Source organism: Halomonas sp. S3-1-1 (genome assembly GCF_023757625.1).
GTDB lineage: Bacteria > Pseudomonadota > Gammaproteobacteria > Pseudomonadales > Halomonadaceae > Vreelandella.
Map to the genome: position 1 here is coordinate 15,472 of NZ_JALGBZ010000011.1, position 13,456 is coordinate 28,927.

Genomic DNA, 13,456 nt, shown 5'->3' on the forward strand with positions numbered 1-13,456 from the left:
TAAAGCTCCCGCGAGGCCCGTTATGAGCAGCCACGAACATCCGTTAGGTATCAGCTTCGAATTCTTTCCGCCGAGCACCGAGGCCGGGCGCGAGAAGCTGATTCATGTGCGCGATGCGCTGGCCGCCACCAACCCGCGCTTTTTCTCGGTCACCTACGGCGCCGGCGGCTCCACCCAGGCCCGCACCCAGGACATCGTTCGCCGGGTGAGCGAAAGCGGCATCACCACCGCGCCGCACCTCTCCTGCATCGGTAGTGAAAAGGCGCAGCTGCGCGATCTGCTGGCGCAGTACCGCGAAGAGGGCGTGGAGAGCCTGGTGGCGCTGCGCGGCGATCTACCCTCGGGCATGGCGAGCATCGGTGAACTGCGCTACGCCAACGAGCTGGTCGAGTTCATCCGCGCGGAAACCGGCGATCACTTCAACCTCGCCGTGGCCGCCTACCCGGAGTCCCACCCCCAGGCCGCCAACCTCGAGCGCGACGTGGAGAACTTCGCTCGCAAGATGAACGCCGGCGCCGACATGGCGATCACCCAGTACTTCTTCACCGCCGATGCCTACTTCCATTTCGTCGAGCGCGCCCGCGCCCACGGCGTCACCCAGCCGATCATCCCGGGTATCATGCCGATCACCAACTACACCAAGCTGGCCCGCTTTTCCGATGCCTGCGGCGCCGAGATCCCACGCTGGATTCGCAAACAGCTCGAATCTTATGGTGACGATCACGAATCGATTGCGGCCTTCGGCACCGACGTCGTCAGCCGGCTCTGCCAGCGCCTTCTCGACGGCGGCGCGCCGGGGCTGCATTTCTACACCTTGAACCAGTCCGCCCCGGTGCTAAAGGTCGTGGATAATCTGGTGGGCTGAGTCAGTTGCCTGATAAAAAAACGCCCGCTCAAGATGCCTTGAGCGGGCGTTTGGGTTTTATACGGTAAAGGTTACGAGATTGTGGGCGAAGGCGTGTTGGCGCGCTGCTTACGCTGCATCACGAACAGCGCCGCGCCAATGGCTAGTCCCAACGCGTCGGTGTAAATGCCGCCGTAGATCAAAAAGATCGCCCCGATCAGCATTACCACCCGCGTGACACCGTTGACCGGCCCGAAGAACCACTTCTGCACCATGCCCGAGAGCAGCACGATACCGAGGGTCGCGGTCACTCCGACACGCAGGATCTGAAGCGCCGAGCCCTCCATCAGCATCGCTGGGCTGTAGAAGAACATGAACGGCACGATAAACGCCGCCAGCCCGATCTTGAACGACGCCACGGAGGTGCCCATCGGGTTATCCCCCGAGATGCCCGCCGCCGCATAGGAGGCCAGCGCCACCGGCGGCGTGATCGCCGAAACCACTGCGAAGTAGAACACGAAGAAGTGCGCTACCAGCGGCTGGATGCCGATATTGATCAAGCCGGGAGCGACCACGGACGCCGCGACCGCGTAGGCGGCGGTAGTCGGCATGCCCATGCCCAGCAAAATGCTGATCAGCATGGCGAACACCAGCGCCAAAAGCTGGCTGACGCCGGCAAGCCCCAACAAGAGCGAGGAGAAGCGCGCGCCGACGCCGGTCAGCGAAATGACGCCGACGATCAGCCCGGCGCAGGCGCACACGGCGATGATCTGGATCGACATGGTGCCGGCGAGCTGGAGAGCCTTGAGGATCGCCTTGACGCCCATCTTGTGAGGCGAGATCCAGCTCACCACCGCCGCCGACGCCGTGGCCAGCGTCCCCGCGCGGATGACCGAGTAGCCCATGAACAGCGCGCTGATCAAAATGATGATCGGCGCGAACAGATAGACCTGCTTTACCAGACGCGAGAAGCGCGGAATTTCGTCCTTGCGCATGCCGCGCATGCCCTTGCGCGCCGCCTCGAAATCCACCATGAAGTAGATCGAGGCGAAGTAGAGAATGGCCGGGATCAGCGCGGCGAGGGCGATCTCGGTATAGGGAATGCCCGTCACCTCCGCCATGATGAAGGCGCCCGCGCCCATGATCGGCGGCATGATCTGCCCGCCGGTGGAGGCCGCCGCCTCGATGGCGCCGGCGCTGCGCGCCGGGTAGCCCACTTTCTTCATCAGCGGAATAGTCAGCGAGCCCGTGGATACCACGTTACCCGCCGAGGTGCCGTTGATCATGCCCATCAGGCCCGAGGCGAAAATCGAGACCTTGGCAGGGCCGCCGCGTGCGCGCCCGGCGGCGGCAAAGGCGAAGTTGACGAAGTAATCGCCCACTTTCGAGGCCTGCAAAAATGCCGCGAAGATGATGAACAGAATGATGTAAGTCGAGGAGACCGCGGTGGTTGGCCCGAGAATCCCGGCGTCGGTGTAGACCTGGCTAAAAAAGCGCTGCACCGAGAGACCCGGATAGCCCAGAAAGCCCGGCAGATACGGCCCGGCGAAGACGTAGACCAGGAAGATGGCGGAGATCACCACCAGCGCCAGACCCGCCACACGCCGGGTCAGCTCCAGAATCAAAAGCGAGCCGGCGATCGCCGCCCAGGAGATACCGATCGGCGCAAAGGAGGTGCCGGTCGAGGCGCGCATTGGCGAGTTGTACATTAAAAGCAAATAGCCGGCGCTTGCCAGCGCGCACACCATCAATACCAGGTCCGCCGGGTTGAAGCGATGACGCTCCAGGCGAAAACCCCAGGAGAGCACGATGGCGACAGCGGTGGTCGCCATCAGCGGATAGCCAAAGTGCCAGTTCTCCACGGCGGGGTCGATGCGCATGGCGCCGCTGTTTAGGGTCTGCTGCATCAACACTACCTGCACCAGCGTATAGGCCGCCGGAATCAGCAGCGCGAACCCCAGAGCCTTGAGCCAGGCAGGCGAGGCGGCGGTATCAGCATCGGCAAAGCGTGCGCCAGCGAAAAGCCCATACCCAAGAATCAGGGCACCGGCGATGTGGATGATGCGAAACGACCAGGTTTCGATCGGGTAGACGTTCAGCGAGAACAGGTGAAAGCCCGAGTAGAGAATCGCAAGCGTGGCGAACAGGAGAAACTGCCAGCCGGTAAAGACGCGCCGGTTGGCTTCGACCACTTCCTCGTCGACGCCATCGGCGATCGTCGCGCTCGAGGCCGCGGAGACGTGACCTTCATCCTTGACGTCATGTGGGGGGGAGTCGGCGTTATGACTCATGCAAGGTCACCTTCGGTAATCGGTAAAAGGGGATAGACAAAACGGCCCCGCGCGGCGGCGCCGGCGGGGCAAAAAGCGAGCGGACCGGCTTACTTGATCAGGCTATCGTCGATCTCATAGCCGTTCTCTTCGAACCAGCGCGCCGCACCCGGGTGGAAGGGCAGCACGGTGTTGTGCACGACGTTTTCCGGCACGGTGGTTTCGGCGCTACGGTGAATCGAGCGCATGCGGTCGTTGTTCTCCATGGTGACCTTGGTGACTTCATAGATGAAGTCCTCGGGCAGGTCGCAGCCCGCCATGGCGAAGTTCCACATGGAAACGACCGGGGAGTCCTCCTCGAGTGTGGTGTAGGTGCTCGCCGGAATGTCGTACTCCGCTACCGGGTAGTTTTCGAGCACAGTAGCGCGCTCTTCGTCGGTGAAGGAGATGATGTTGACGTCGGTCTGCACCTCAAGCTGGCTGACCGCCGGAATCGGGATGCCTGCGGCGAAGGCGATGACGTCCAGCAGGCCGTCCTGGAGCTGGCCGCCGAGATCCGACCAGCCGCCGTTACGGCGCTCGAAGTTCACGCCCAGGGTTTCGAGCATCGCCGGGAAGTAGGTGTCCGAGGTGGATGCCGCCGGGCCGAAGCCGATGCGCGCGCCGTCGGGAATGTCGGAGATCGACTCGATACCGGAGCTTGAAAGCGCGGTGATCGAGAACGGTGTCTCGTACATCGGGAACAGCGCGCAGACGTTGTCCATTTTGAGCCCCGGCGCCAGCGGGCTTTCGCCGTTCACCGCGTCGGCCGCCGGGCCCATGGTCGTCAGGCCAAAGGCCATGTCGCCGGAGTGCACCAGCGCCAGGTTTTGGGTCGGGCCGCCGGTCACTTCGCCGCCGCCGGAAAGGCCCAGCTCGTCGGCGATGAAGTTGGCCCAGCCGGAGCCGTAGACGAAGTAGGTACCGCCCTGACTTGCGGTACCGACGGTGAAGTTGTCCGGCCAGCCGGCGCGGTCTTCTTCGGCGTTGGCGCTACCGGCGGCGGCAACGAGAGTGGCGCTTGCGAGCATAAGAGCGGTTTTGGGCATGAATTGGCGCATGGCGAGAATTCCTTGGCTGTTATTGAAGTTTCTTGTGAAGCTGCTTTTTAAATAAGGCGGCAGTACCGCGTTTAAACAGCCTGTTTAGAGCGATCCTCGTGCCAGATGGCATGACTTTATTTATTTTCAACGAGTTACGACGTTTTTCTGCAACTTTGGTCGAAATTAAAAAAGCGGGAAGTGGCTGGATGTTCGCACAGACGCCAGGTTCAGGCGTGCGAAAAGCCGCACACTCAAGCGAGGTGCGGCGATCAGGGGATGGGTCGTAAAAGCGCTGTCAGGAAAAGCCCTGTTAGAAACGGTCCTGTTAGAAAAACCTGTTAGGCCAAATTCTGTTGAAGAAAGAAGGCGTGGTTCAGGAGTTGCCCTTGGGATCGAGAATCCGCACCGGCTGAACGTCTTGGCTTTTTTGCTCCTCGCGTACCTGGTTGACCCGGGTGGTCAGCTCCGAGGAGTTTTCGTCTTCAATGGGAAGCTGCTCGAAAAAATCGCAGTTCACACACTCGCGGTAGCGAATGCCGTTTTGCTCCCAGGCGCGGATGCGGTCCATGGCCGCACAGCGCGGGCATGTGACCCCGGCGATAAAGCGTTTCACACTCGACATGGTTTCTCCCGAGCGCGGCGGCCCGCCGCGCTCTTTGGTCGTTAAAGTGGTACGTCAGGCGGCGCGGATACCGCTGTGGCGCAGAAGCGGCTCGACGCTCGGCTCGCGCCCGCGAAACGCCTCGAACAGCTCGGCGGCATCCGCCGCACCGCCTTGTTCGAGAATCTGCTGGCGAAAGCGCGTGCCGGTGGCCGAATCGAAAATGCCCGCTTCCTCGAACGCACTCCAGGCGTCCGCCGAGAGCACTTCCGCCCACTTGTAGCTGTAGTAGCCCGCCGCGTAGCCGCCGGCGAAAATGTGGCTGAAGCTGTTCTGAAAACGGTTGAAGTCGACCGTGGGTACGACCGAGGTTTGGCGGCGCACGTCATCCAGCAGCGCCTGCACGTCATCCGCGCTCGGCGCTTCGAGCTCGTGATGCAGGCGCAGGTCGAACAGCGAGAACTCGAGCTGGCGCATCATGCCCATGGCGGACTGGAAGTTTTTCGCCGCCAGCAGACGCTCGAACAGCGCCTCGGGCAGCGGCTCGCCGCTCTCGACATGGCCGGAAAGCAGGTCGATGCCTTCGCGCTCCCAGCAGTAATTTTCCATGAACTGGCTGGGCAGCTCCACCGCATCCCAAGCCACGCCGTTGATGCCGGAAATATCGGCGATCGACTGGCGGGTGAGCATGTGGTGCAGGCCGTGGCCAAACTCGTGAAAGAGCGTGGTGACTTCGTCGTGGGTTAAAAGCGCAGGTTTATCGCCGACCGGGGCGGTAAAGTTGCAGGTCAAAAATGCCACCGGCAGCTGCAGACCGTGTTCGCCTTCGCGACGCACGCGGCAGTCGGCCATCCAGGCACCGCCGCGCTTACCTTCACGGGCGTAGAGATCGAGATAGAAGCCGGCGATCGGCGCGCCGTGTTCCAGAATGTTGAAAAAGCGCACGTCCGGATGGTATCGCGGCGCCTTCGTGTCTTCCTCGACCTGCAGGCCGTAAAGGCGCTCGAGCACCTGAAAGAGCCCGTCGACTACACGCGGAGCAGGGAAGTAGGGGCGAAGCTGCTCCTGGTTGATCGAGTAGCGCGCCTCGCGAAGCTTTTCGCTGACGTAGCCGACATCCCAGGGCTTCAAGGTATCGATACCGAGCTCCTCGCGGGCGAAACGGCCAAGTTCCTCGAACTCCTCTTCGGCCTGGGGCTTGGCACGGCGGGCCAGATCGTTGAGAAACGCCTCTACCTGGACCGGCGAATCCGCCATTTTGGTCGCCAGCGACAGGTCGGCATAGGTATCGAAACCGAGCAGATGCGCCAGCTCCTGGCGCAGAGCGAGAATTTCCTCGATCAGCGCGGCGTTATCGAAGCGACCCGCATTCGGGCCCTGGTTCGAGGCGCGGGTGACGAAGGCGGTGTAGACCTCTTCGCGCAGCTCGCGGCGGTCGGCGTAGCTGACCACCGGAAAAAAGCTCGGGAAATCGAGGGTGATGCGGTAGCCCTCGACGCCCTTCGCCTCGGCGATGGCCTTTAGCGTCTCGCGGGCGCTTTCCGGCACGCCGGACAGCTCATCAACGCTTTCGATATCCTTGTGCCAAGCCTGAGTAGCGTCCAGCACGTGGTTCGAGTACTGGTTGGAAAGCTGTGAGAGCCGCGCCTGGATCTCGCCGTAGCGCGCCTTCTTATCCGCGGGCAGATCGACGCCTGCCAAGCGGAAATCGCGCAGGGCGTTATCCACGGTGCGCTGTTGGCCGGCATCGAGGTTCGACCAGGTGGGCTCTTGCTTTAGCGCTTGCCAGGCGTGGAAGAGGCCTTCGTGCTGGCCTACCCACGTACCAAAGGCGGAGAGCTTTTCGATGCATGCCTCATAGGCCTCTCGAAGTTCCGGCGAGTTCATGGTGCTGTTGAGCTGGCTGACCGGCGACCACGCGCGGGAAAGGCGGTCGTTGACCTCTTCCAGAGGGGCCGCGAAGTTCGCCCAGGTCGGCGGCGTGTGACGTGCCTGGTCGACGAGGGACTCGATGGCCGCCCGGCTTTCGTCCAGAAGCGTGTCGATCGCCGGGACCACGTGCTCGGCGCGAATATCGGCGAAAGGGGGAAGCTTTTGTGTCTCAAGCAGGGGATTTTGGGACATGGACACCTCGTTGAAAATAAAAGGGCGCGATCACAAAGCGATCATGACACAGTGCGGGCGATGCCCCGCGCTTTCAATGGCAGCGGCGCTATTAAGCGGCGAGTACGCGGGCGTTTGAAAAGCGCGCGAGGCGCTTCACGACGGGCCCAAGGGCCATTGGCCTTTGCCCGGGCGCCTGCTAGGCTTGCCGGCTTTCGATACCACCTTCATACCCATTTTTTCGAGTCCACCAGGAGCAGGTGATGAACGACACGCTAGAGCGCTGGGGATCCAAACGCGCGTTTATCCTCGCGATGACCGGGGCGGCGGTTGGGCTTGGCAATATCTGGCGCTTTCCCTATATCGCCGGCGAGAACGGCGGCGCGGCGTTTTTGCTGCTTTATATCGTCTTCGTGCTGCTGCTGGGTATTCCGGTGATGATGGCGGAAATTCTGATCGGCCGTGCCGGGCGCCAAAGCCCGATGCGCTCGCTGGCCACGCTCGCCAAGGCAAGCCAGGCGAGCCCGCACTGGCGCTATCTGGGACTGTTTGGCGCTTTAACCGTGTTCTGCATTCTATCGTTTTACTCGGTGGTGTCCGGCTGGTCGATCGAATTTCTGGTGGCTTCGATCAACGGTACCTTCGAGGGTCAATCGCCGCAGGCGATTGGCGCCGGCTTCGAGGCCTTTCTGGCCAACCCCTGGCTTTTGGTCTTCAACCATTCGCTGTTTCTGTTCATCACCATGACCGTGGTCGCCGCCGGTGTTGCCAAGGGCCTTGAGCGGCTGAACAATTTTCTGATGCCGCTTTTGTATCTGTTGTTGTTGGTACTGGCGGGTTACGGGGCGAGCACGGACGGTTTTGGCCCGGCGCTGCGCTGGCTCTTTTTGCCCTCTTTTGAAGCGATCACCCCGACGGTGGTGTTCCACGCCATGGGGCACGCCTTCTTCACTCTGGCGGTGGGCGCCTGTGCGCTGATGGCCTACGGCGCTTACATGCCCGAAGAGCAAAGCCTGACCCGGGCGGCCTTTGCGGTGGCGCTGCTCGATATTTGCGTCGCGCTGCTCGCCGGCATCGCGATCTTCGCGGTCGTCTTCGCCCAGGGGCTCGACCCGACCCTGGGGCCAGGGCTGATGTTCGTCACCCTACCCATCGCCTTCGCCGAGCTGCCTTTTGGCAGCCTTTGGCTCAGCGGCTTTTTCCTGCTGTTGCTGCTGGCGACCTGGACGTCGGCGATCAATCTGGCCGAGCCGATGGTCGCAACCCTTACCGGCATGGGCTGGCGGCGCGGTATCAGCACGGCGGCGGTTGCACTAAGCGTTTGGCTTCTTGGCGTGCTGGCCGCGCTCTCCTTCTCCACGCTTGGCGAGTTTCGCCCGCTCTGGGGGCGCAACGTGTTCGAGCTTCTAAGCTCGATTCCGCCGGACGTTTTTTTGCCGCTGGGCGGGCTATTGATCGCCATCTTCGCGGCCTGGGTGCTGCCGGCGTCCCTGGCGGCCGAGTCGCTGAGAGCGGGCAGTCGTGGCTACCGGCTCTGGCGTGCTACGCTTCGCTATATATCGATTCCGTTAACATTGGTAGTGCTGGTAGGCGGCGTACTGGCGCTGGGTTGACTCGTCACCTGAAAGGAGCACATATGAGCAAGGCGTTGAGAGCGTTCAAGGGGCAGAGCCCGCGTTTGGGCGAGCGGGTATTCATCGATCCGGCAAGTGTCGTGATCGGCGACGTCGTGCTGGGTGACGACTGCTCGGTCTGGCCGATGACGGTGATTCGTGGCGATATGCACCGTATCCGTATCGGCGCGCGGGTTAGCGTTCAGGATGGCAGCGTGCTGCACATCACCCATGCCAGCGACTTCAACCCGGACGGCTTTGCGCTCACCGTTGGCGACGACGTGACCATCGGCCATAAGGCGCTGCTGCACGGCGCCACGCTCGGCAGCCGCATTCTGGTAGGCATGGGCGCGATCGTCATGGACGGCGTGGTGGTCGAGGACGACGTGATCATTGCCGCCGGCGCCGTCGTAACGCCAGGCAAGACGCTCGAAAGCGGCTACGTTTACGGCGGCAACCCGGCGAAGGCGCTGCGCCCGCTAAAGGAGAAGGAGCGCGCGTTTTTCACTTACACCGCAGGCAATTACGTGAAGCTAAAAGATCAGTTTTTGGCCGAGCCGGATAATGAATCCGTCTAAACGGTTGCCCTGACACTCTTTTTTCTATTCTCATCGTGTCGCGCGGGTCTATAATCTGTTAATTTATACAGTTTTATAGGGTGCCGCGGTATGGCGAATTTTCGCACGCACATTACGGTGGCGGCGGCGGGCGGCACGCTTTTGGCGTACGGGGGCTACCACGCCCAGTGGTGGTCGCCTTCCCAGGCGCTTTTGATGATCGCGCTGGTCGCCTTCGGCGGCATTTTGCCGGATATCGACGCCGACCGTTCCAAGTCCATCCGTTTGATTTTCAACCTGCTTTCGGTGCCCTCGCTGGTGCTCGGCGTGCTGCTTTTGCAGCCGTGGCTGGCGCCGGGCATGCTGCTCGTCGCCTGCGGCGGCATCTATTTTGGCGTGCGCTATATGGCGAGCATCCTGTTTTCCAAATTCACAGTACACCGCGGTATCTGGCACTCGCTAATGGCCGCAGCGCTCTGTGCCGGCGCGACCGCGGCGCTCAGCTTTCATGCGCTGATGCAGCCGCCCTGGATTGCCTGGTCCCACGGGGCCTCGGTGCTGCTGGGGTTTCTCATTCACCTGGGGCTCGACGAGCTTTTTAGCGTCGACCTGGAAGGGGCACGGCTCAAGCGCTCTTTTGGCACCGCGCTGAAACTCGGCGACAGCCGCCGGCCGGTCTCGAATCTACTGATGCTGATCGCGCTATTGACCCTGATGCCCTGGGTGCCGCCTTGGGGGGTGCTGGGCGAGCTTTTGCATCAGGGCTCGCTTTTGTGGCGGTAATCCTCAGCGCTCAGACCGTGCTTTTTCAGCTTGTCATAGAAGGTCTTGCGCGGCAGGCCCAGGTGCGTACACACGTCGATCACGCGGCCCTGGTGGCGGGCCAGGGACTGGCTGATCAGGCTTTTCTCGAACAGCTCGACCTGGCGAGGTAGCGTAGGCTCTTCGACGCTGGAGGTTTCGCCGGCGAGCAGCACATCGAGGCGGTAGTCGAAGGCCGCGCCGAGCAGTACGTAGCGCTCGGCCAGGTTTCTAAGCTCGCGCACATTGCCCGGCCAGTCGTGGGCAAGCAGTGTGGCCACAGCGTGGTTATCCAGCGTCGGCGCTTCCAGGCCGCTTCTGTTGGCGGCGACCACGGCGAAGTGCTGGAACAGAAGCGGGATGTCTTCACGGCGCTCGCGCAGAGCGGGCAGCGGCAGCGTCACCACGTTGAGCCGATAGTAGAGATCCTCGCGAAAGCGGCCCTCGTCGGCGGCGACCTTGAGATCCACCTTGGTCGCGGCAATGACCCGGATATCCAGAGCCACCGTCTCGTTGGCGCCCAAACGCTCGACGCTGCGCTCCTGCAATACGCGTAGAAGCTTCACCTGCAGCGCTGGCGGCATGGATTCGATTTCATCCAAAAACACCGTGCCGCCGTTGGCGTGCTCGAACTTGCCAATCCGGCGCTCCACCGCGCCGGTGAAGGCGCCTTTTTCATGGCCGAAAAGCTCGGATTCGATGGTGTGCTCCGGTACCGCCCCGCAGTTGATCGCCATGAACGGACTGGAGCGCCGGGCGCTGCGTTCGTGGATCGCCCGGGCGACCAAATCCTTGCCGGTCCCGGTTTCGCCCAGCAGCAGTACGTCGGCTTCGACCTGGCTGATGCGCTGGATCATCGCTGCCAGGTGCGAGATCACCGGAGTGCGGCCGACCAGGCGCGGGCCGAGCGCGGCCTGCTGTGCCTCGAGCTCTGCCTTGAGGTGGGTATTCTCCAGACTCAGCTGGCGCTTTTCGATACCGCGGCGGACCACGTCGACGAGCTGCTCGCCAGCGAAGGGTTTCTCCAAAAAGTCCCAGGCGCCGGCGCGCATGGCCTCCACGGCGGTGGAAATATCACCGTGACCCGTGATCAGAATGATTGGCAGCGTCGGGTCGCGCTTTTTTAGCGCATGTAGAAGTGCCATACCGTCCATGCCTGGCATGCGCATGTCGCTGACGATGACGCCGGGAAAGTGCGTCGGCAGTTCGGCCAGCGCCTGCTCGGCAGAGGCGAAGCAGTGCGGGGTGTAGCCGGCGAGTTCCAGCGTTTGGCTGGCCGTGATGCGCAGATGCGCCTCATCGTCGATGACGATCACGGGCAGCGTCTCGGGCTCATGCATGGCGGCTCTCCAACGGTTGAGCGGGCGGTTCGACGGGCGGCTCACTCGCGGCCAGTGTCAGGGTAAAACGCGCGCCGTGGTCGGTATTGCTGGCCACGAGGCTGCCGCCCAGGTCCGTCATGATACGCGAAGAGATCGAAAGGCCGAGACCCAGCCCGTTACCCGGCGCCCGGGTGGTGAAAAAGGGCTCGAAGATGCGCGTTAGGTGCTCTTCGTCGATCCCCGGGCCGTTATCCTCGACACGAATATGCACGGCATCGCCTTCACGCTCGGCGCCGAGTGTCAGCCTGGGCGCTGGCTGGCCGCTAGTGGCTTGCAGGGCGTTGCCAATCAGGTTCACCAGCACCTGCTCCAAACGGACCAGGTCGCCCATCACCCAGAGAGGTTCGGCGGGCATCGTCTGGATCACCTCGGCGTGGCTTTCGCGCAGGCGGTTTTGAAACAGGCGAAGCGCGTACTCGGCGCAGGTTTGAACGGCGATGCTTTCATGGTGCTCGCTGCTCTTGCGCGAGAACTGTCGCAACTGAGCGCTAATATCCGCCATGCGCTCGGTCAGCTCGACGATCTGACCAAGGTTGGCGTCGGCCTGCTCGATGCGGGCAAGCTCGATGAAGCGCCGGGCGTTTTCGGCGTAGGCGCGAATCGCCGCCAGCGGCTGATTGAGCTCGTGGTTGATACCGGCCGCCAGTTGGCCCAAAACGGCCAGCTTTGCGGCCTGTACCAGCTCGTCCTGAGTCTGGCGTAGGCTCGCTTCAGCGCGCAGGCGTTCGTCGATCTCGCTGGAGAGGCGCTGGTTGCTGGCCACCAGGTCGCGAGTACGCCGCGCTACGCTGACTTCGAGCTCGTCGCGCACCCGGGCAAGCGTCTGGCGCTCACGCTCGGCGAACGCCTCGCGCTCCCGGCGTAGCCGCCAGCGCTGCCAGCCCACGCCGCCGCCAAGTACCAGCAATCCATACAGCCCGCCCGCCATCAGTGCGGCGATCCACTGCGCGCTGGCAACCGGCGTTAGCGGTTTGAGGATATGCATCTGCCAACCGAACTCGGCGATGGTATGGGTCAGGCTCAGGTAGTGTTCGCCCGTCAGCGGCCCTTGCTCGAAGCTGACTTGCCGGCCATTGGCGTTATCGTCAGCGTCCACGCGAATGCCGGAGTAGTTCAATGGCTCCATGGCGTAGCGCCGGGTACGTCTTAGCATGTCACGCTCGGTGACATCGAGCGGATAGAGCGCGCTCATGCGAAGCTCCGGGCGGCTGGCCATGAAGATAATGTCGTCGCCGTCAGTGACGAAAAGCTCGGCGTCCTGCTCCGCCCAGCTCTGCTCGACCTCGTCGAGCAGTACTTTGATCACGATCACTCCATCCGGCGTGGCGTCCGGGGCGGTATCGTCCAGCCAGACCGGGGCTGAAAAGAAGTAGCCTCGCTCGAGCGACTGGGTGCCCAGCCCGAAAAAACGCCCGGGTTGGCCGTTCATGGCTTGGGTGTAGTAGCTACGAAACGAATAGTTGTGGCCGATGAAGGTGTTGGGGCGGTGCCAGTTGCTGGCGGCCAGGGCGGTGCCTTCCCGGTCCAGCAGATAGACGTCGGACACCCCCGCGGTAAAGCGAAACCGATCCAGCAGCATGTTGAGTGGCATGGGGTTTTGGCTTTGCGGCGAGGCGAGAAAGCGGCGCACGGCTTCACGAGTGGCCAGCATGGGAGGCAAATAGTCAAAGCGCAGCAGATAGCCCTTGAGATTGGCCGCCGACAGCCGCAGCTCGTTTTCGGCGTCCTCCCCCAGCTCACCGAGCGCGCGCACCCGGGCAAACTCGGCGGCCTGCCACATACCAGCCACCAGCCCCATTATGAGCGCCAGGACCCAAAGCAGACGTCCGCGGCTCGAGGGAATAAGCGGTGAGAGGATCATAAGTCTCGCCTTTAACGGGATAGCGCCAAGGTTATGGGGTTTACCCAAGGCGCTCAATACCAAAAAGGTGGATACCTTTTTGGTAGTGGAAATAGGGGGCTGGAGCCGTTTTTACCTGCATTTGAAAAACCGCTTGCACTCGCCCGGCCAAATCCGTAAAGTACGCATCCGCTGCCGGGGACGGACAACGTTTCAGGCGGTAAATGAAGGTGAAAACCTTAGGTTTGTCAGGAAGTTAGCGCAGTTTTAATCGCTTGCTTCACGCGCTGAAATCAGCGGTTGACAAACATCAGGAAATGCGTAGAATACGCCTTCCTCGCAACGGCAACCGGCTCAGGTCAT

Annotated in this window: 10 protein-coding genes; 4 read left to right on the forward strand and 6 right to left on the reverse strand. The window is 62.3% G+C overall.

The genetic code is table 11. The features are described 5' to 3' along the window. The first annotated feature begins 22 nt into the window (after positions 1-22). Positions 23-865, forward strand: a complete 843-nt coding sequence (gene metF / locus MQW23_RS19175; RefSeq protein ID WP_252109830.1) for a methylenetetrahydrofolate reductase [NAD(P)H] — start codon at positions 23-25, stop codon at positions 863-865. Positions 866-936: 71 nt separating this feature from the next. Here metF and MQW23_RS19180 read toward each other — a convergent pair whose 3' ends face one another. From MQW23_RS19180 to prlC, 4 genes are all read right to left on the reverse strand, one after another. Continuing rightward, entirely contained in the window at positions 937-3,135 is a 2,199-nt protein-coding gene (locus tag MQW23_RS19180) for a TRAP transporter permease (RefSeq protein WP_252109831.1), read from the reverse strand. 89 nt (positions 3,136-3,224) lie between these two features. Next, positions 3,225-4,214 (reverse strand): TAXI family TRAP transporter solute-binding subunit, encoded by a 990-nt coding sequence (locus MQW23_RS19185; protein WP_252109832.1) that lies wholly within the window; start codon positions 4,212-4,214, stop codon positions 3,225-3,227. Positions 4,215-4,569: 355 nt separating this feature from the next. Beyond that, positions 4,570-4,818 (reverse strand): YheV family putative zinc ribbon protein, encoded by a 249-nt coding sequence (locus tag MQW23_RS19190; RefSeq protein ID WP_252109833.1) that lies wholly within the window; start codon positions 4,816-4,818, stop codon positions 4,570-4,572. A 54-nt stretch (positions 4,819-4,872) separates the two neighbouring features. Continuing rightward, the gene (gene prlC, locus MQW23_RS19195) at positions 4,873-6,921 is read right to left on the reverse strand and encodes an oligopeptidase A (RefSeq protein ID WP_252109834.1); all 2,049 of its coding nucleotides are present in this window, start codon (positions 6,919-6,921) and stop codon (positions 4,873-4,875) included. Positions 6,922-7,163: 242 nt separating this feature from the next. Between prlC and MQW23_RS19200 the strand changes: the two genes are divergently transcribed. The 3 genes from MQW23_RS19200 to MQW23_RS19210 all read left to right on the forward strand — a co-directional run bounded on the left by MQW23_RS19200 (position 7,164) and on the right by MQW23_RS19210 (position 9,853). Beyond that, positions 7,164-8,513, forward strand: coding sequence for a sodium-dependent transporter (locus tag MQW23_RS19200; RefSeq protein WP_252109835.1), 1,350 nt, complete (start codon positions 7,164-7,166; stop codon positions 8,511-8,513). A 23-nt stretch (positions 8,514-8,536) separates the two neighbouring features. Further along, positions 8,537-9,091 carry a gamma carbonic anhydrase family protein gene (locus MQW23_RS19205; protein WP_252109836.1) on the forward strand — a complete coding sequence of 185 codons (555 nt, stop codon included), beginning with the start codon at positions 8,537-8,539 and terminating at the stop codon, positions 9,089-9,091. A 90-nt stretch (positions 9,092-9,181) separates the two neighbouring features. Further along, on the forward strand, positions 9,182-9,853 hold the full coding sequence (locus tag MQW23_RS19210) for a metal-dependent hydrolase (RefSeq protein WP_252109837.1): 672 nt from the start codon (positions 9,182-9,184) through the stop codon (positions 9,851-9,853). On the opposite strand, the gene MQW23_RS19215 is transcribed toward MQW23_RS19210, so the two are convergent. Beyond that, a complete protein-coding gene (locus MQW23_RS19215) occupies positions 9,829-11,211 on the reverse strand; it encodes a sigma-54-dependent transcriptional regulator (RefSeq protein WP_252109838.1) in 1,383 nt (460 codons plus the stop codon). The genes MQW23_RS19210 and MQW23_RS19215 overlap by 25 nt on opposite strands. Continuing rightward, positions 11,204-13,114, reverse strand: coding sequence for a sensor histidine kinase (locus MQW23_RS19220; RefSeq protein ID WP_252109839.1), 1,911 nt, complete (start codon positions 13,112-13,114; stop codon positions 11,204-11,206). Before MQW23_RS19220 ends, MQW23_RS19215 begins: the two co-directional genes overlap by 8 nt. Between the last annotated feature and the right edge of the window lie 342 nt (positions 13,115-13,456).